Annotated in this window: 16 protein-coding genes; 14 read left to right on the top strand and 2 right to left on the bottom strand. The window is 37.2% G+C overall.

Annotated elements, in window-relative coordinates; genetic code table 11:
- Positions 1 to 79: 79 nt before the first annotated feature.
- The 6 genes from AC4PGZ_RS05060 (at position 80) to AC4PGZ_RS05085 (ending at position 7,220) form a co-directional block, all read left to right on the top strand.
- Entirely contained in the window at positions 80 to 2,056 is a 1,977-nt protein-coding gene (locus AC4PGZ_RS05060; RefSeq protein ID WP_492159964.1) for a toprim domain-containing protein, read from the top strand.
- Positions 2,057 to 2,062: 6 nt separating this feature from the next.
- On the top strand, positions 2,063 to 4,207 hold the full coding sequence (locus tag AC4PGZ_RS05065) for a DNA gyrase subunit A (protein WP_492159965.1): 2,145 nt from the start codon (positions 2,063 to 2,065) through the stop codon (positions 4,205 to 4,207).
- A gap of 124 nt (positions 4,208 to 4,331) precedes the next feature.
- Positions 4,332 to 5,150: a transketolase gene (locus AC4PGZ_RS05070; protein WP_492159966.1), complete on the top strand. Its 819-nt coding sequence runs from the start codon at positions 4,332 to 4,334 to the stop codon at positions 5,148 to 5,150.
- 5 nt (positions 5,151 to 5,155) lie between these two features.
- Positions 5,156 to 6,085 carry a transketolase family protein gene (locus AC4PGZ_RS05075; protein ID WP_492159967.1) on the top strand — a complete coding sequence of 310 codons (930 nt, stop codon included), beginning with the start codon at positions 5,156 to 5,158 and terminating at the stop codon, positions 6,083 to 6,085.
- Positions 6,086 to 6,177: 92 nt separating this feature from the next.
- Entirely contained in the window at positions 6,178 to 6,699 is a 522-nt protein-coding gene (locus tag AC4PGZ_RS05080) for a hypothetical protein (protein ID WP_492159968.1), read from the top strand.
- Complete coding sequence (locus AC4PGZ_RS05085; protein ID WP_492159969.1) at positions 6,699 to 7,220, top strand: DUF2179 domain-containing protein; 522 nt, start codon at positions 6,699 to 6,701, stop codon at positions 7,218 to 7,220. Before AC4PGZ_RS05080 ends, AC4PGZ_RS05085 begins: the two co-directional genes overlap by 1 nt.
- Before the next feature lie 80 nt (positions 7,221 to 7,300).
- Here AC4PGZ_RS05085 and AC4PGZ_RS05090 read toward each other — a convergent pair whose 3' ends face one another.
- Complete coding sequence (locus tag AC4PGZ_RS05090) at positions 7,301 to 7,660, bottom strand: LapA family protein (protein WP_492159970.1); 360 nt, start codon at positions 7,658 to 7,660, stop codon at positions 7,301 to 7,303.
- Between the two features lie 87 nt (positions 7,661 to 7,747).
- Complete coding sequence (locus tag AC4PGZ_RS05095; RefSeq protein ID WP_492159971.1) at positions 7,748 to 8,560, bottom strand: EFR1 family ferrodoxin; 813 nt, start codon at positions 8,558 to 8,560, stop codon at positions 7,748 to 7,750.
- 153 nt (positions 8,561 to 8,713) lie between these two features.
- Between AC4PGZ_RS05095 and miaB the strand changes: the two genes are divergently transcribed.
- The 8 genes from miaB (at position 8,714) to rsxE (ending at position 19,227) form a co-directional block, all read left to right on the top strand.
- Positions 8,714 to 10,135, top strand: coding sequence for a tRNA (N6-isopentenyl adenosine(37)-C2)-methylthiotransferase MiaB (gene miaB / locus AC4PGZ_RS05100; RefSeq protein ID WP_492159972.1), 1,422 nt, complete (start codon positions 8,714 to 8,716; stop codon positions 10,133 to 10,135).
- 19 nt (positions 10,136 to 10,154) lie between these two features.
- Positions 10,155 to 12,779, top strand: coding sequence for a DNA mismatch repair protein MutS (gene mutS / locus AC4PGZ_RS05105; protein WP_492159973.1), 2,625 nt, complete (start codon positions 10,155 to 10,157; stop codon positions 12,777 to 12,779).
- Between the two features lie 12 nt (positions 12,780 to 12,791).
- Positions 12,792 to 14,684 (top strand): DNA mismatch repair endonuclease MutL, encoded by a 1,893-nt coding sequence (mutL, locus tag AC4PGZ_RS05110; RefSeq protein WP_492159975.1) that lies wholly within the window; start codon positions 12,792 to 12,794, stop codon positions 14,682 to 14,684.
- Positions 14,685 to 14,706: 22 nt separating this feature from the next.
- Positions 14,707 to 15,621: a tRNA (adenosine(37)-N6)-dimethylallyltransferase MiaA gene (gene miaA, locus AC4PGZ_RS05115; RefSeq protein WP_492159976.1), complete on the top strand. Its 915-nt coding sequence runs from the start codon at positions 14,707 to 14,709 to the stop codon at positions 15,619 to 15,621.
- 149 nt (positions 15,622 to 15,770) lie between these two features.
- The gene (gene rsxC / locus AC4PGZ_RS05120) at positions 15,771 to 17,099 is read left to right on the top strand and encodes an electron transport complex subunit RsxC (protein ID WP_492159977.1); all 1,329 of its coding nucleotides are present in this window, start codon (positions 15,771 to 15,773) and stop codon (positions 17,097 to 17,099) included.
- A 13-nt stretch (positions 17,100 to 17,112) separates the two neighbouring features.
- A complete protein-coding gene (locus AC4PGZ_RS05125; RefSeq protein ID WP_492159978.1) occupies positions 17,113 to 18,054 on the top strand; it encodes an RnfABCDGE type electron transport complex subunit D in 942 nt (313 codons plus the stop codon).
- Positions 18,054 to 18,611, top strand: coding sequence for an RnfABCDGE type electron transport complex subunit G (locus AC4PGZ_RS05130; protein ID WP_492159979.1), 558 nt, complete (start codon positions 18,054 to 18,056; stop codon positions 18,609 to 18,611). Before AC4PGZ_RS05125 ends, AC4PGZ_RS05130 begins: the two co-directional genes overlap by 1 nt.
- Positions 18,612 to 18,627: 16 nt before the next feature.
- Entirely contained in the window at positions 18,628 to 19,227 is a 600-nt protein-coding gene (rsxE, locus tag AC4PGZ_RS05135) for an electron transport complex subunit RsxE (protein WP_492159980.1), read from the top strand.
- Positions 19,228 to 19,234 lie beyond the last annotated feature (7 nt).

Here is a 19,234-nt window from a genome sequence, read left to right on the forward strand (position 1 = left end):
TATTTTCAATACGAAAGTTGTTGATTAAAAATTTTCTTTATTATAAAATCAATATTGTTAACAATAATTTAAAAAGGTGATGAATTTGACTAAAAAAAATATAAAAAAATACGACAATACAAGTATAACTGCATTAAAAGGACCGGACAGAGTCCGCCTAAGACCAGGGGTTATATTTGGATCAGATGGAATTGAAGGCTGTTCACACTCTATGTTTGAAATACTTTCAAACTCAATTGATGAGGCCAGAGAAGGATTTGGAAAAGAAATACTGGTAATAAGGCATAAAGACAAAGCTATAACTGTCAGAGATGAGGGAAGAGGAATGCCTCTTGACTACAATCCTGTAGAAAACAGATATAATTTTGAGCTAATATTTGAAGAGCTTTATGCCGGAGGCAAGTATGAAACTGAAGGCAATTATGAATACTCCCTTGGTCTTAACGGGCTTGGAGCCTGTGCAACCCAGTATGCATCTGAATACATGGATGTAGAAGTACAGCGTGATGGTTATACCTACAACATACATTTTGAAAAAGGATTTAATGTTGGAGGGCTCTCAAAAAAAGAGTCAAAGAGCAGCAAAACATATACAGAAATTAAATTCAGGCCAGACCTCGAGGTTTTTACAGACATAGATATACCGCTGGATTATTATAAGGATACAATGAAAAAACAGGCGGTTACTAATAAAGGTCTGAAATTCATACTTAAAGATGAGGAGTCTGAGAGCCAGTATGAGTATTATTATGAAAATGGAATAGAAGATTATCTAAAAGAGGTTGCAACTGATGATAACATTATAGAGAATCAGTTCTTTGATCTGGAGACAAGAGGACGTGACCGTGAAGATAAGCCGGAATACAAGCTTAAAGCAGAGATAGGATTTACATTTTCCAAGACAGGCTCGCTTATGGAATATTATCATAACTCAAGCTATCTTGAGCATGGAGGTTCTCCTGATAAAGCTGTGAAATCAGCATTTGTGAGTGCCCTTGATCAGTACATGAAGAATACAGGAAAGTATCAGAAAAATGAAAAGAAGATAACTTTCGTAGATATACAGGAGAGCCTTGTAATAATAATAAACTCATTTTCTACTGTTACTTCATATGAAAATCAGACTAAAAAGGCAATCAACAATAAGTTTATACAGGAAGCCTTAACAGAATTTCTTAAAGAAAAACTTAATATTTATTTCATAGAAAAACCTGAAGACGCTGAAAAAATTTCCAATCAGGTACTTATAAACAAGCGTTCAAGAGAGAATGCGGAAAAGGCCAGACAGGCTCTGAAAGGGAAGTTGTCAGGAGGCATGGACCCTCTGAACCGGGTAAAGAAATTTGTTGACTGCAGGACAAAGGATTTAAGCAGGAGAGAACTCTATATAGTTGAGGGAGATTCCGCATTAGGTTCATGTAAGCTTGGAAGAGACGCTGAATTTCAGGCAATAATACCAATCAGAGGTAAGATACTCAATTGCCTGAAAGCGGACTATGGCAAGATTTTTAAAAGTGACATAATAATAGATATAATTAAGGTAATCGGAACAGGAATTGAAGTTAACAGCAAGCTTGCAAAGGATTTTGTCAAATTTGATCTTAACAACCTGCGATGGGACAAAATCATAATATGCACAGATGCCGATGTTGATGGATTCCAGATAAGAACTTTGTTGCTCACTATGTTCTATACCCTTACGCCAACCCTCATAGAAGAAGGAAAGATATTCATTGCTGAGTCTCCGCTGTATGAGATAAGCACAAAACGCAACAGTTATTTTGCTTATTCTGACAGTGAGAAGAATAAGATTATAGATAAAATAAAATCAGATTATACAGTTCAAAGATCTAAAGGATTGGGCGAAAATGATCCGGAAATGATGTGGAAGACAACGATGAACCCGGAGACCAGAAGGCTCATAAAAATAACCACATCAGATGCTCAGGAGACAAAGGAAACCTTCGAATTTCTTCTGGGGGATGATCTTAAAACTAGAAAGGAGTACATTGAAGAATTTGGAGAGATGTATATAAGCCAAATCGATGAATTGTAAAAAAATATGAACACATCAAAAAATATTGTAGACACACTCAAAGACAATTACATGCCATATGCTATGAGCGTCATAGTATCCAGGGCAATTCCTCAGATTGATGGCCTCAAGCCATCTCACAGAAAACTCCTTTATACGATGTACAAAATGAATCTTCTTAAAGGAAACCGTACAAAATCTGCAAATATAGTTGGCCAGACAATGAAACTCAATCCCCACGGCGATCAGGCAATATATGAAACTATGGTGAGGATGACAAAAGGAAATGAAGCGCTTCTTTATCCCTACGTAGACTCAAAGGGTAACTTCGGAAAAAACTATTCAAGAGACATGAAGGCAGCTGCAGCGAGATACACTGAAGCAAAGCTCATGAATATATGTGAAGAGTTATTTTCAGAGATAGACAGGGATACCGTAGAATTTGTAGACAATTACGATTCAACTATGAAAGAGCCTACGCTGCTTCCCGTGAGATTTCCAAACATACTTGTCAATCCTAACAAAGGAATCGCCGTTGGAATGGCAAGCTCAATACCAGGATTTAATCTTGGGGAGATGTGCAGATACACCATTGCATTTCTTGATAATGAAGATGTGCCGGTCGAGGACCATGTAATCGCGCCTGATTTTCCTTATGGCGGCGAAATAATATATGATCCCGATGAAATGAAAGAGATATTCAAATACGGAAGAGGAAGCTTCAGGGTAAGGTCAAAGTACAGGGTAGACAAAAAGAATAACTTCATTGAAGTCTATGAGATTCCTTATACGACCAATGTAGAAGTAATAATAGAGAAGATAATAGAACTCATAAAGGCCGGTAAGATAAAGGAAATAAGTGATATCAGGGATGAGACAGATCTAAGCGGACTTAAAATAACAATAGAGTATAAAAAAAGTGCAAACCCTGATAAGCTAATGACCAAACTTTTCAAGATGACTACGCTTGAAGATTCATTCGGATGCAACTTCAACATCCTTATAAATAACAGACCAAAGGTAATGGGGATAAAGGAAATCATCTCAAACTGGGTTGACTTCAGAAGAAGCTGCATAATTAAAAGGACACAGTCAGATATAATAAAAAAACAGTCAAAGCTTAACCTGCTCCTTGGGTTGGAAAAGATAATACTGGATATAGATAAAGCAATAAAGATAATAAGAAGCACTGAGCTTGAAAAAGAGGTTATTCCTGCACTTATGGAAAATTTCAATTTAAATAGCGAACAGGCAGATTTTATAAGTGAGATAAAGCTTAGGAATCTGAACAGGGAATATATCCTTAAGAGACTTGCAGAAATAGAATCTCTTAAGGAAGAGATTTTGGCTGGTCAGAATCTGATGGGAAGTAGAAAGCTTCAGAATAAAAGCATTGAAAGAGACCTCAGAGATGTCATGAAGAAATATTCTCAGGAGAGAAAAACAACTGTACTTGTTAAGGAAGATATAACAGAATATGTCCACGAAGAAACTATAGATGATTACTCAGTAAACTTGTACATCACAGAGCATAATTATTTTAAAAAGATAACAGATATATCACTGCGGGGCAATTCTGAACAGAAATTTAAAGACGACGATGCCCTGCTGGAAAGCTTCTCAGCAAGAAACAGTGATATAATATGGGGCATAACAAACAAGACGAATCTATATCAGATGAAGCTGCATGAATTTGCAGATACCAAATCTTCGAATCTGGGTGAATTTCTGCCAAACGTTCTAGGCTTTGAACAGGAAGAATTGATAATGAAGCTGATAAATCCAAATTCCGGTTACAAATATATATTGCTTGTATTCGAAAATGGAAAAGCTGCAAAAGTAAATTTTGAGGCGTTTATAACAAAAGGCTACAGAAAGAAGCTTCAAAAAGTATATTCAGAAAAATCATGTATTGTAAGTATTATACCACTTGAAGATGATAAGCCTGTATATATAAAATCGTCAACTTACAGGTATGCAGTCATTGATACCGCTTTGTTGTCTCCGGTAGCATCAAGGACAAGCCCTGGAGTCCAGGCTGTTAAGGTCATTAAGAACGATACAATAATCGAAGCAAGGATTTTAAATGAAGAAGAGCAGTATAAGCCTGATGCAAATTCTAAAATTCCAAAAACCATGAAAAAACCAGAAAATGTGAATATAATAATGTAATAAAGAGCTGAATATCCGGAATATTATTTGATTTAAGTTTGTGGAAAAATAAATTAATATGGATAAATTCTGTCTGATGTAATATAATATTACTTGTGTTATTTTAATAAATTAAGGAGTAGAAATGATGGATAATAATAGTTTAAAGCTTCATTCTAAAAATATCAGAAAAAGCATTCTTAAAATGATCGCAAAGGCAAACTCAGGTCACCCGGGGGGATCGCTTTCAATAGCCGATATTCTTACTGTACTTTATTTTGAGAAAATGAACATCAATCCAGAAAATCCGGAAATGGCTGAGCGTGACAGACTGGTACTGTCAAAAGGACATGCGGCGCCGGCAGTTTATGCTGCGCTGTGCGAAAGAGGATATGTATGTTCAAGCGAGATGGAAAATCTCAGACAGGTGGACTGTATGCTTCAGGGACATCCTGACATGAAAGGTACTCCTGGGATAGACATGAGTACAGGATCTCTGGGACAGGGACTTTCGGCTGCAGTTGGCATGGCGCTGGCTTCAAAATATCAGGATTTAAACTATTATGTATATGCCATACTTGGTGATGGAGAGACTCAGGAAGGTCAGATATGGGAGGCTGCAATGGCAGGCGCTCACTATAAACTGAATAACCTTATAGCTTTTCTTGATCACAATGGACTTCAGATAGATGGAAAGAACAGTGAAGTAATGGGAGTGGACCCTCTTGATGAAAAATTCAGGGCTTTTGGATGGAATGTCATCGACATAGATGGTCACGACTTTGATGAAATCTCAAATGCGGTTGATTCTGCAAAAAAAGAGACAGGCAGGCCGACAGTTATTATTGCAAAGACTTTAAAAGGCAAAGGTGTTTCATTTATGGAAAACCAGGCTGGATGGCATGGTGTGGCGCCTAAGGCTGATGAACTGGAAATAGCATTAGAAGAGATTGAAAGAGGGTAACTGATATGAAAAAAGCAACAAGAGAAGCATATGGAACTGCACTTGCAGAAATTGCAAAATATAATGACAGAATAGTGGCACTGGATGCAGATTTATCAAAATCTACTAAAAGTGCAGATTTTAAAAAAGAATATCCAGACAGATTTTTTAACGCAGGAATAGCTGAAGCCAATATGATTGGAATGGCAGCTGGAATGGCTGCATCGGGACTTATCCCATTTGCATCTACTTTTGCAATGTTTGCAGCAGGAAGAGCATTTGAGCAGATAAGAAACTCAGTTGCATACCCGAAGATGAATGTAAAGATTGTAGGAAGCCATTCAGGAATAACTGTAGGAGAAGATGGAGCGACACATCAGGCAATAGAAGATATATCTCTCATGAGAAGCATACCTAACATGGTAGTAATAAACCCATGTGATGCGACTGAAACTGCGGCAGCAGTAAAGGCGGCGGCTGAATATAATGGACCTGTGTATATAAGAACAGGAAGAATGGCAGTGGAAGATCTCCATGAGAATGGATGCAGTTTTGAGATAGGAAAAGGCGAGGTTCTGCGTGATGGAGATTCGCTTGCTATTGTAGCCACAGGAATATGTGTAAAGATGGCGCTTGACGCGGCAGAGGAACTTAAGGAACATGGTATTAATGCAAGAGTCATAAACATATCAACAATTAAACCTCTTGACAATGAGCTTATTCTGAAGTCTGCAAAAGAGTGTGGCAGGATAATCACGGTCGAAGAACACAGCATAATAGGCGGTCTTGGCTCAGCGGTATCTGAAGCTGTATGTGAGAAGCATCCGGTCGTTGTCAGAAAGATTGGCGTAAGAGATGTATTTGGACAGTCGGGAAAACCGGCAGAACTGCTCAGATGTTATGGCATAACAAAAGAGAACATAGTTGAAGAAGCTCTCAAGCTATCTGCTGAATAGACGAAGGTTATGAATTGATGATATAAGACTTCACCAGGTATTACATAAATATCAGAGTGGAGTCTTTTAATATACTTAAAGGAGGCTGTCTAATGGTAAATGTATTTTTTTCAAAATTAAAAGGAGACGCGGTTATACCGCATAAAAGGCCGGAGGACGCGGGATATGACATATTTTCATGTTTTCCACAGGATTATGTAATGATAAGGCCCGGGGAAACTGTAAAAATCCCGACAGGCATAGCCAGCTGTTTTCCTAAGGAATACTGCTTCATTGTAAAAGAAAGAGGGTCAACTGGTTCTATAGGACTGGGTCAGAGGTCAGGAGTAATTGACAGTGGATACAGAAACGAGTGGATACTTCCGGTCACCAATCATTCTAAAAAAACAATTCTTATAATAAAAAATGAATTCAGGAATTCAAAAAAATATGAAGAAATGATTAAATCAAACGATATAACGGAATATGATTATGGGAAAGCTATAGCTCAGGCGCTTCTGTTACCTGTTCCAGAAACATCTATACAGGAAATCGAATACAGCGAGCTTTTAAAATTCGAATCTGACAGAATGATGGAAGGTTTTGGAAGCACAAATAATGAAAGGAGAGACTGATGACTGCAATAGTAATAGACTGCCTTGTGATAATGGGACTCAGGATAGTGGATGTGTCACTGGCTACAACCAGAACCATACTTCTTACAAAAGGAAAAGCAGTGACGGCTGCAGTAATTGGCTTCTTTGAAATACTTATATATACAAAAGTACTGACTGACATAGTAACCAATCTTGGACAGTGGTATTATCTTATAGCATATGCCTTTGGATTTGCTTTTGGTAACTATATAGGGACAAGGATAGAGAGAAGGCTGGCCTTTGGGGATGTGCAGATAAGAATGATAGTAAATCCAAACTACTACTATATCATTGATGAACTAAGAAATAATAAATTTGGTGTGACTACATTTGTAGGTGAGGGAAGAGATGGAGAACGAAAAATGATTCTCATAACTGCCAAGAGAAAAAGAGTAAATGAACTTTATAATTTTCTCAAGATGAATAAGATTGAAGCTTTTGTAAGCGTAAATGATATAACTTCCTACAGTGGCGGATACATGATACCTTCAAATAAATAACAGAAAACCACGTTATTCATAAAATAAAGACAGCCTTTATTCTCATTTCAAGATGAGTTTGAGGCTGTCTTATTTTTAAATCATATCTGATTTGGTTCATCAGTTTTTACAGAAGAGAGAGATTCGATTTTTTGCTGAAGCTCATTGTTTTTTAGCAATAAATTTTCATTTTCAGTCTCAAGGCTGGAAATTTTTGTCTGGACATCTGTATTTTCCCTGCTAAGTTTCTTTATGTTCTTTGAGGTCTTGAAGTTTCTTGTAAGTCCAACCATCAGACCTATAACGACTCCAACAGCTACAGAAAGAATTATTATAAGCGCCTGAGATACAGTGAAGTGGTAGATCAGGAATTTAATAATTACATTAGCCGAATTCTGAACTGCGAATACTGTGACAAGTACGAGTCCAATCAGTATGGTGATAATTTTAAACTGTGCCATATTAATACCTCCGCTTATTAAGATTATACTTATATTATACCATTTTAAGCTCATAATAAAAACATTGAGGATAAATAATTGTGAGTATTAGAAAAATATCTCGGGTAGTTTTCTCTGCGAAAAGTCTGATTCAAGTTCTTCTTTATGTCTCAGATAATTTAAATCATCATAATATTTTGCCTGAACAGGGCATTTTTTTATGCATGCACCACATTTTATGCATATTCCATGAATTTCAGCCGGAATGTTCTGGTTTATCGAACCCATCGGACAGATTGAAGCGCAGATCTTGCAATTAATGCAGGATGGAGATGTTTTTGGTTTTACCTTTCTTATATCAACGGGGTTTCCTTCTTGGTTTCTTGGCACATAATAAGGTCCGGGAGGATAGCTGCCTCTTACTTCTATAGACTCCAGAAGATATGATCCATTTATCTTCTCTGCGACTTTTTTAGCAAGTTCGTCTGCATAAATATAATCTCCTGGATCAGGCCTGTTTTTTGCGAGCGTAGTCGAAAAGGAGTGTTCTCCTATGAAAGCCCCGGCGCCGGCAACCAGGAAGTTTTTATTATAAAGAATATTTCTCAATTCAGCAAGTGCGTCATCATAGTTTCTATTACCATATAAAACTACAGCTATGGCAACGGCTCCGTTTCCTTCCAGACCTTCAAGATAGCTTAAAAGGACATTGGGAACTCGTCCGGCATAAACAGGAACCCCAACTATCACGATATCTTCAGCAGAATACGATTTTGAATCAGCTCTGGCTTCAGGACTTGTAAAACTGAAGGTGCTAAGTGAAGACTCCTGATTCAGACATTCCTTGAGCTCAGCAGCAATCCTGGATACTATCTTCTCTGTAGTTCCGGTAGCGCTGAAATATAAAGTGTTGATGTTCATTGTATGTAAGTCCTCCGTGTTCATTAATAGAATATTTATAATAAGTATATAACATCTTGTCAGGATATAACAAGGTTAATTTCATTTTTGTTCACAGAGATTGATTTTTTTGATATAATGAAATGTAAAAATATTTATTTAGGAGAACCAATAATGAGCAAAAGAGAAAACCTTATTGTAACAGTTGAAGAAATAAAATTACAGGAAATGTATATAGAAAAAGTAGCAGAAAAAGTAAAAACTAAATTTGTGACAGGAAAACCCATGGTAAATATAACTACATGGGGATGTCAGATGAATGAACATGATTCTGAAAATATATTCGGAATGCTTGAGAAAATGGGATATGGTGTTACTGAAGAACAGAGCGATGCTGACCTGATAATATATAATACCTGTGCAGTAAGAGAAAATGCGGAGCTAAAAGTTTATGGAAATCTGCATGTACTCAAAAAATACAAAGAAAAGAATCCGGACCTTGTAATAGCGGTATGCGGATGCATGATGCAGCAGCCACATGTAGTTGAAGAAATAAAGAATAAATATCCTCACGTAAACCTCGTTTTTGGAACGCATAATATTTACAAGTTCCCAGAGCTTCTCAACACAGTAATTGAAAGTGATGAAGCAATGTATGACATATGGGATATAGACGGAAGAATAATCGAAGGACTTCCTACTCAGAGAAAGCATGACATCAAAGCATTTGTGAACATAATGTATGGCTGCAACAATTTCTGCACATACTGTATAGTACCCTATACAAGAGGAAGAGAACGAAGCAGAAATCCAGAAGATATAATTACAGAGGCAAAAAAACTCGTAGAAGGCGGAGTAAAGGAAATTACTCTGCTTGGTCAGAATGTAAACTCATATGGAAAAACATTTGAACCCCAATATCCTTTCCACAGACTCCTTGAAGATATGAATAATATAGAGGGATTAGAAAGAATAAGGTTTATGACGTCACATCCGAAAGATATTTCAGATGAGCTGATTGATGCAATCGCAAATCTTGAAAAAGTATGCGAGAGCCTTCACCTTCCCGTACAGTCTGGAAGCAGCAGAGTGCTTAAGGAGATGAGGAGGCATTATACCAAAGAGGATTATCTCTCCATAATAGACAAGGTAAAAGAGAAGGTTGATGGGATAGGCCTTACGACAGACATTATGGTGGGATTTCCAGGAGAGACAGAAGAAGACTTTGCGCACACCCTGGATGTTGTCAGAAAAGCTCAGTACAATCTGGCATTCACATTCCTTTATTCCGTAAGAAAAGGAACTGTTGCAGAAAATATGGATAATCATATTGATGAAGATGTAAAAAAAGATCGATTCGACAGGCTTTTAGCGGTAGTTAATGAAGCTGCTACAAAAACGGCACAGGCATATCAGGACAAAGTTGTCGAGGTTCTGGTAGAAGGTGTAAGCAAAAAGAATCCTGAATATATGATGGGAAGAAACAGGCAAAATAAACTGGTTAATTTCAAGGGGACAGAAGATCTTATTGGAAAGCTTGTGAATGTTAAGATAACTGAACCAAAATCATTCTCGCTTAATGGTGAAATGATTTAACTAAAAGGATGGCTGTATAATGGAAAATTTAACTCCGATGATGAAGCAGTACTTTGAAATAAAAGAAGACAATAAAGATGCTATTCTTTTTTTCAGGCTTGGAGACTTTTACGAAATGTTCTTTGATGATGCTATAGAAGCTTCAAGAATACTTGACATAGCACTCACCGGAAAAAGTTGTGGCTTAGAAGAAAGGGCTCCTATGTGCGGAGTCCCTTTTCACAGTGTAGATTCATATATACAAAAACTAATTCAGGCTGGAAAAAAAGTGGCAATATGTGAACAGGTAGAAGATCCAAAAACAGCAAAAGGTTTAGTAAAAAGAGAAGTTGTGCGGATAATAACGCCAGGTACAAATTTGGACGACAATAACCTGGAGTCTCACAGAAACTTGTATCTTATGTCAATCGGATATTCAGATGAAGAAGGACTGTCCTATTCATATCTGGATCTGTCTACTGGAGAGTTCTATGTCGGAGAACTTGATCCTGATTTGATTGCAGATACTCTGGCGCAAGTCTCACCTGATGAGATAATCATAAGCAGGGAATCTGAATGTATTTTTGCAGAAAATGTTAATAGGCAAAACCAATTACTGCAGTATGTAAATTCGAAACAGATAGTAAGTACAGCATATGAATCAAAGCCGGGCATAATGAACGAATTTTTCGAGGATTCATATATCAAGGATGAAAGAACTCATATAAAGCGCTATCAATCAAGTATTGAGCTAATATTGACATATATTTACGATACTCAGAAAAAAGCTTCAAAAAACATAAGCAAAGTTTCAATAATAAATAAAGACAGTTATATGAAGATCGACCTTAATACAAGAAAAAACCTCGAACTAACTGAAAATATAAACACAAAAAGCAAGAAAAATTCGCTTTTTGACGTAATCGATTATTCAAAAACTAATATAGGGAAGAGAACACTTAGAAAATGGATTGAAAAGCCACTCATAAATATCAATGACATAAACAGAAGGCTGGATTCAGTTGAGGAATTCATAGGTGATTTTCAGCTTAGGGAAGATTGCAGAGATATTCTAAGCAAAATATACGATATAGAGAGGCTTAGTTCAAAGATAAGCTATGAAACAATCAATATCAAGGAAATTATGTCTCTTAAGAGTTCCATAATGAATTTACCTTTGCTAATATCGGTGATTCAAAAATCTGATTGTAAGAAACTAAAAAAACGAGTAGATGGAATGGATGATTTACGTGACATATACGAGTATATAGATGAAGTCATAATGGAAAACCCTTCGCAAGGAATAAAAGATGGTGAAGTGATAAACAGCTCATTCAATAAAGAGCTTGAAGAATACAGATATATAGAAAGCAATGCATCAAAAATACTTCAGGAGCTTGAACAGGAAGAGCGTGAACGTACTCAGATAAAGAACCTGAAAATAGGTTATAATAAGGTTTTTGGCTATTATATTGAGATAACAAATTCCAATCTCAGGGATTTTGAGCCCCCAGTAGATTATATAAGGAAACAGACACTTTCAAATGCGGAAAGATATATCAGCGAGAAGCTGAAAATAGTAGAGGATAAGATACTGACTGCGAGACAGAAGATATATGAGATTCAAAGCGATATATTCAGCGATTTCAAAAGTGAGCTCTACAAATCAGTAAACAGGATACAGTCAACTGCTTCAATCATCGGAGAAGTTGACGCTATATGCTCACTTGCTTCAGCTGCGGTCAAGAACAATCTTACAAGACCAGAGTTTAACAGCAAAGGATTAATGGAAATTAAGGATTCAAGACACCCCGTAGTAGAAAAGATTCTTGGAGAAGAAAATTTTGTGCCAAATGATGCATTTTTTGATGAAGATTCCAGGATTCATATTATAACGGGTCCCAATATGGGCGGTAAATCCACATATATGAGGCAAATTGCTATAATAAGCATAATGGCGCATATTGGATCCTTCGTAAGTGCATCATATGCAAACGTCCCTGTTCTTGATGCGGTCTATACCCGTGTAGGGGCTTCCGATGACCTGAGCCAGGGGCAGAGCACGTTCATGGTTGAAATGAACGAGGTATCATATATACTGAGAAATGCGACATCGAAGAGTCTGGTTTTGCTAGATGAGGTAGGAAGAGGTACAAGTACTTTTGACGGACTCAGCATCGCATGGGCCATACTCAAGCATATAAGCACAAAACTCAACTGCATAACGCTTTTTTCGACTCATTACCATGAAATAACTGAACTCGAAGGTGAATTTCAGAACATAAAGAATTATTATGTGTCTGTTGACGAGAGGGAAGACACCATAGTGTTCATGCGAAAGATATTCAGAGGGAAAATCGACAAGAGCTATGGAATTCACGTTGCCAAGCTTGCGGGAATTCCAGATGAAGTAATTTTTGATGCTAATCTTAAGCTTGAAGAATTAGAAGTAAAGGAAAATGAGATTCAGTATGAAAACAAGCTTAATCGCATAGTAAACAAAAAAGATAAAATGCAGAACAGCAACCAGATTTCAATTTTCGAATTTAACAGAACTGGAAACAACGGAGCTTTAGAGTCAAGAATAGAGAACATAGATATAGATACAACCACTCCTGTTCAGGCACTCAATATTCTAAATGAGCTCAAGAATATGTTAAGATAGCGAGTGAATACTATGAATAATGATATTACGTTATTAGATGAGCTCACAGCAAACAAGATAGCAGCCGGAGAAGTCGCAGAATCACCGGTATCTATAGTTAAAGAGCTCATAGAAAATTCCATTGATGCGGGAGCAAGTCAGATAACGGTTGAAATACGAGATGGGGGAAAAAGCCTTATTAAGGTAAGTGATGATGGATATGGAATAAAGCCTGAACAGATTGAACTAGCATTCACAAGGCATGCCACAAGTAAAATTCGATCCATTGAAGATTTTCAGAGGCTTAATACAAATGGATTCAGAGGCGAAGCACTGTCTTCAATAGCATCTGTGTCAAAGATAGATATTGTCACAAATATCTCAAGTGACGCTATCGGAGTAAGAGCAACTTTGATTGATTCAAAAGTCACAGAAATATCACCGGCAGGAGCGCGAAGAGGTACCACCGTTTCTGTAATGGATCTTTTCTATAACACACCTGCCAGAAAAAAATTTTTAAGACCCGGAAACAGAGAAGCTTCATCGATAATCGATATTGTGACCAGACTTGCAATTATAAATACAAAAATCAGATTCAAGCTGATATCTGATGGCAAGGAGGTCATATCTACTGATGGAGATGGAATTTCACTCAATGCAATAAGAACATTATATGGCAAGAATCTGGCTTCAAACCTTATAAAAACAAGCTTTTCAAATGAATATATAAGCATAGAAGGATATATTTCAAATACATCGTTGTACGCATCAAACAGAAAAAAACAGAATATATTCATCAATAAAAGGTATGTGAAACTTAATCGGCTGAATTATATAGTTGAGAGTCTATACAAAGAGCTTATACCTATTGGAAAATTTCCGATCTTTATCCTCGATATAGAAATCCATCCTGAATATGTGGACCCTAATATACATCCGTCAAAAACAGAGGTAAAAATAGATGATTCAGTTTCTCTGGATGAGATTTTAAGCAGCAATCTTAGAAAATCGCTGTTCAGCTCAAGCGCTAACCTTATACCTCAGTACAGGCAGGATAAAAATGAGGTGGCTTCAGTAAAGGAGAAAACCGAATTTAAAGAGGGCTTTATATATAAGGAAAGCGATAAGATTGAAGAGGAATCAGTTGTAAAGATAAGAGAACGAGCGGCAAATATTGAAATTCCATACAGCAGTATGCTTCAGCAGATGGAAACATATAAACACAGTGCATCATATTCTTATGATTCAGACTCTGGAACGGAGCCGGATGAACCTGAGAAAAATGAAACCACTCAGGTTGAAATAGCCGATGAAGCTATATTTGACTATAATAAATTCGTCCCCGCTGGAGTGGTTCTGGACACATATATAGTTGCAACATATGCAGAAGAGATGTATCTGATAGATCAGCATGCAGCACACGAACGCATAATGTATGAAAAATTCATGAACCAGTATGATCTTAACAAGAATTCGGATGATTCAAGATTCGAATCACAGGAACTTCTTATTCCTGTCATCAAAGAACTCACGATGGATGAATACATCACTGTGTTGGAGAATCATGATATCTTTGATTTTTTCGGAATGAAGCTTGATGATTTTGGATTTGGGAATATAGCACTCAGGTCGCTTCCTCTAATATTCAACACAGAGCAGTCCGCTCTATTTTTTGATGAAATAAAAGATATCATAATGCGAGAAAAAAATATAGACTTGAACGATAAGTTCAGAGACAGACTTGCTTCGATGGCCTGCAAGAAAGCCATAAAGGCAAACCAGAAAATAGAGAATGAGGAAATAAAGACCATATTCAGCAAATTGAATGTTTGCGAAAATAAATATACCTGTCCACATGGAAGGCCAATATTTGTAAAGTTTTCAAAATATGAAATCGAAAAAATGTTCAAGCGTAAAAACGCATAAATGATATGAAAAGGATAAGTAAATGGATAAAATCATATTAATTGCTGGACCTACTGGTGTCGGAAAAACCGCTGCATCTGTTTCAGTAGCAAAAAAAATTGGCGGAGAGATAATTTCAGCAGATTCAATGCAGATATACAGAAAAATGGACATAGGAACTGCAAAAATAATGCCTGATGAAATGAAAGAAATCCCTCATCATTTAATAGATATAGTCGAGCCTTATGATGAGTTTAGCGTAAAAGATTTTGATGACATGTCCAAAACCGCCATAAAGGAAATATCAGGCAGATCAAATATACCTGTAATAGCTGGTGGAACAGGTCTGTACATCAACGCCATAGTGTACGATATGGATTATAACAAAGTCACTACAGATTCTGAATTCAGAAATGAGCTTTGGAAATACTATGAAGAAAAAGGAACAGAGGAACTCTATAATATTCTTCTGAAACACGACCCTGAAACAAAAATAGAAAAACAGAATATAAAAAGAGTGATAAGAGCAATTGAAATCATTAAAAACAATGGGGAATTCAGGCAATTTTCAAACATGAAAAAAAACAGCATGTATGATATAAGGATGTATGTTCTTTATAGAGAAAGATCAAAGCTCTATGAAATCATAAATTCAAGAGTCGATCATATGGTAAAGAGCGGCCTGGTAGATGAAGTCAGAAGTTTGCTGAATGACGGACTTGATAAAAGCTGCCAGTCGATGAAGGCTATAGGTTACAGACAGATAATTTCATATCTTGAAGGGGAGTATGATCTTAATACAGCGATAGAGCTCATAAAGAGAGATTCAAGGCGTTATGCCAAACGGCAGCTTACCTGGTTCAGAAGATATGAAGACGCTGTCTGGATTAATGTTGATTCAATGAATACAGAACAAATTTCAGATTTCATAATAAAAGAAGCAATGATTGATAAATAATAAATAATCACGATTAGAAGAAAATATCATGAGAAAGAGTGATTTTATATAATTTTTGTAGTATACTAATTATTGGTCATTTGGCCAGATGTCGGTTTATTGATAAAATGCTTAATATATAAAAAATTTATTGTTTAGGAGGATTTATAATGAGAGTTCTTACTTTCAACGGAGGAATACATCCGCCGCACCATAAGTCTGCTACAGAGAACAAGAGCGTGGAAGTTGCAGTACAGCCTAAGTCTGTATACATACCTCTTTCACAGCATATTGGGGCTCCTTGTACAGCACTTGTAAAAGTCGGAGATGTAGTAAAAAAAGGACAAAAGATCGGAGAACCTGGTGGATTTGTATCTGCACCTGTTCACTCTTCGGTTTCAGGAATCGTCAAATCTATAAAAGCGATGACTGTTCCTGGTGGTCAGAAAGCTATGTGTGTTGAAATTGAAAATGATTTCAAGGAAGAGGTTTTTGAAGAAATAAAACCTTATCCAGGAATTGAAAAAATGTCCAAAGAAGAGCTTCTTGCTATGATCAAGGACGCTGGTATTGTTGGTATGGGTGGAGCTACTTTTCCAACTCATGTAAAACTTTCGCCACCGAAAGAAAAAAATATCGACGTTGCTATACTTAATGGGGCAGAATGTGAGCCGTATCTTACTGCCGACCACAGACTTATGCTTGAGTCACCAGAGGATATAGTTTTAGGTCTTCAGGTAATAATTAAGATACTTGAAGTTGAAAAAGGATATATAGGAATCGAAGACAACAAGCCGGAGTGTCTTTCAGTAATGGAAGCAGCCGCTAAACATGAGCCGAAAATAGAAGTTGTATCATTCCAGACAAAATATCCGCAGGGAGCTGAGAAGCAGCTTATTTACGCATGTACTAACAGAGAGGTTCCTTCAGGCGGACTTCCTATGGATATTGGACTTGTAGTGTCAAATGTTGCAACCGCAGCGCAGATTGGAAGGACTTTGAAGACGGGAATGCCGCTTATCGAAAGGATATGTACTGTTACAGGTTCTGTTGTTAAAGAGCCTAAGAACCTTCTTATTAAAAATGGTACCCTGTATTCAGAACTGATAGAGCAATGTGGTGGATTTACAGTAGCTCCTGCTAAAGTTGTCAGCGGAGGGCCGATGATGGGTCTTGCACAGGCAAAGCTCGAAGTTCCTTCAACAAAAGGAAGCTCAGGAATACTCTGCATGTCTGCAGAAGAAGTAAGCTGTGAGGAGCCAAGTAACTGCATCAGGTGTGGTAAATGTATATCGATTTGCCCAGCTAGAATTCAGCCTATGTTTATAAGTGCGTATTCGCTTATGTATAATTATGAAAAAGCAGAAGAATACAAAGCTCTGGATTGCATTGAATGTGGATCATGTTCATTTGTATGTCCAGCGAGAAGACCTTTGCTGCAGTCAATAAGAGTGGCAAAGAAGGAAATATTGGCACAAAGAAGAAAAGCTAGTAAATAGGGAGGAATATACAGTGGAAAAAATTAATTTAACCATATCTTCATCGCCACATATAAGAACCAGCAAAAATGTTTCTTCAGTGATGAGAGATGTATTTATTGCGTTATTGCCGGCAGCTCTTGCTGGAGTATATTACTTCAGAGTACCTGCTTTGATAAATATTGTTGTAGCTGTTTTTGGAGCTGTTGCTGCAGAGTATGCAGTTCAGAAATTCATGAAGCGTCAGGTTACTGTGAAGGATTATTCAGCGGCTGTAACAGGACTTCTTCTTGCAATGAACGTGCCAGCCAGTCTGCCTTGGTGGATAACACTGATCGGTTCAATTTTTGCAATAGTGGTAGTAAAACAGCTTTTTGGTGGACTTGGACACAATTTCATGAACCCTGCGCTTGCAGCGAGAGCTGTAATGCTTGCTTCGTGGCCGGTTCAGATGACAAGCTGGACTACTCCTGGAGCTGATGCAGTATCAACTGCTACCCCACTTGCAGTATTAAAGGGAATTGAAGGCGGACAGGCTGCAGGTATCATGGATATGCTTCTTGGAAACACTGCAGGATGTATTGGAGAAACTTCGGCGTTGCTTCTTCTGCTTGGTGGAATATATCTTATCTACAGAGGTGTAATATCTTATCATATTCCTGTCATATATATCGCTACAGTTGCTGTGCTTAGTTTCCTGTTTTCAGGATTCCAAGTATCGGCAATCTCATATAACGTTCTAGCCGGAGGTCTTATGCTGGGAGCATTCTTTATGGCTACAGATTATGCAAGCTCTCCTGTAAATATTAAAGCTCAGATCGTATATGCTTTTGGCTGTGGATTATTGACAACGGTAATCAGATACTTTGGAGGATATCCTGAAGGAGTCTCATATTCAATACTACTAATGAACGTAGCTGCTCCATTGCTTGATAAGTATCTGGTACCAAAAGTTTTTGGGGAGGTAGCAAAGTAATGAAGAATGAAATAGTAAAATTAGGATTGATATTATGCATTATATCATTGATAGCATCAGGTCTGCTTGCGCTGGCAAATGATGTTACTGCTCCAATAATAGCTGAACAGCAGATAGCTGCGGATGATGCAGCTAGAAAACAGATAATCCCGGATGCAGAGTTATTTGAAAAGGTCGAAGGAGACTTTGGACCAGGTGTAGTGGAAGTATACAAAGCCATGAAGGGTTCTGAAGAGATAGCATATATAGTGAAAACTCTTTCAAAAGGATATGCAGGAGATATTGAAATAATATCTGGTATTAATCTTGACGGAACAATTGCTGGAGCAACTATTGGGAATATGAATGAAACCCCGGGCCTTGGTGCAAAAGCAAAAGATGAACCATTTATATCACAGTACACTGGAAAATCTATAGAACAACCGCTTGTAGTTTCAAAAAGCTCTACAGGAGCTGAAAATGAAATTGTAGCTATATCGGGAGCAACAATCACTTCTGACGCAGTTACAGTAGGAATAAATCTTGCTGTTGACGTGTTCAATAACAATTTTAAATAAGGGAGGGTGAATCTAAATGAATTTTTTTCAGGCAGTTAAAAATGGATTGATAGATGAAAATCCAACTTTCAATCAAGTGTTGGGAATGTGCCCTACCTTGGCAGTAACGACTTCAGCAGTGAATGGACTTGGTATGGGCCTTGCTACTACGGCTGTACTTATATTATCTAACTTCGTAATATCATTATTAAGAAAAGTAATACCTGCAAAGATAAGAATACCAGCATTTGTTGTAATAATTGCATCATTTGTTACGATAATAGGGTTGCTTCTAAAAGCTTATGTTCCAGCACTCGATAAATCGCTGGGATTGTTCATACCGCTGATTGTTGTTAACTGTATTATTCTAGCCAGAGCCGAGAGTTTTGCTTCAAAGAATGGTCCTATTGCCTCAATAGGCGATGGTCTGGGAATGGGACTTGGTTTCTCGATGGCGCTTACTATACTTGGATCCATAAGAGAACTTTTCGGAAATGGAAGTGTTTTTGGTATGGCAATATTTGGAGCTAGCTATCAGCCTGCTCTCATCATGATATTACCTCCAGGTGCATTTTTGGTTCTAGGTATGATTTTGGCATTCATAAACAAAATGAAATCTAGAAAGACTACCAATTAACAGGAGG

Source organism: Proteocatella sp. QWL-06, assembly GCF_058684135.1.

What these genes read in the sequence shown, in the direction of transcription:
- AC4PGZ_RS05060 (WP_492159964.1), top strand. Translation starts at nt 80, where the DNA reads ATGAATTTGACTAAAAAAAATATAAAAAAATACGACAATACAAGTATA.
- AC4PGZ_RS05065 (WP_492159965.1), top strand. Translation starts at nt 2,063, where the DNA reads ATGAACACATCAAAAAATATTGTAGACACACTCAAAGACAATTACATG.
- AC4PGZ_RS05070 (WP_492159966.1), top strand. Translation starts at nt 4,332, where the DNA reads ATGATGGATAATAATAGTTTAAAGCTTCATTCTAAAAATATCAGAAAA.
- AC4PGZ_RS05075 (WP_492159967.1), top strand. Translation starts at nt 5,156, where the DNA reads ATGAAAAAAGCAACAAGAGAAGCATATGGAACTGCACTTGCAGAAATT.
- AC4PGZ_RS05080 (WP_492159968.1), top strand. Translation starts at nt 6,178, where the DNA reads ATGGTAAATGTATTTTTTTCAAAATTAAAAGGAGACGCGGTTATACCG.
- AC4PGZ_RS05085 (WP_492159969.1), top strand. Translation starts at nt 6,699, where the DNA reads ATGACTGCAATAGTAATAGACTGCCTTGTGATAATGGGACTCAGGATA.
- AC4PGZ_RS05090 (WP_492159970.1), bottom strand. Translation starts at nt 7,660, where the DNA reads ATGGCACAGTTTAAAATTATCACCATACTGATTGGACTCGTACTTGTC.
- AC4PGZ_RS05095 (WP_492159971.1), bottom strand. Translation starts at nt 8,560, where the DNA reads ATGAACATCAACACTTTATATTTCAGCGCTACCGGAACTACAGAGAAG.
- miaB (WP_492159972.1), top strand. Translation starts at nt 8,714, where the DNA reads ATGAGCAAAAGAGAAAACCTTATTGTAACAGTTGAAGAAATAAAATTA.
- mutS (WP_492159973.1), top strand. Translation starts at nt 10,155, where the DNA reads ATGGAAAATTTAACTCCGATGATGAAGCAGTACTTTGAAATAAAAGAA.
- mutL (WP_492159975.1), top strand. Translation starts at nt 12,792, where the DNA reads ATGAATAATGATATTACGTTATTAGATGAGCTCACAGCAAACAAGATA.
- miaA (WP_492159976.1), top strand. Translation starts at nt 14,707, where the DNA reads ATGGATAAAATCATATTAATTGCTGGACCTACTGGTGTCGGAAAAACC.
- rsxC (WP_492159977.1), top strand. Translation starts at nt 15,771, where the DNA reads ATGAGAGTTCTTACTTTCAACGGAGGAATACATCCGCCGCACCATAAG.
- AC4PGZ_RS05130 (WP_492159979.1), top strand. Translation starts at nt 18,054, where the DNA reads ATGAAGAATGAAATAGTAAAATTAGGATTGATATTATGCATTATATCA.
- rsxE (WP_492159980.1), top strand. Translation starts at nt 18,628, where the DNA reads ATGAATTTTTTTCAGGCAGTTAAAAATGGATTGATAGATGAAAATCCA.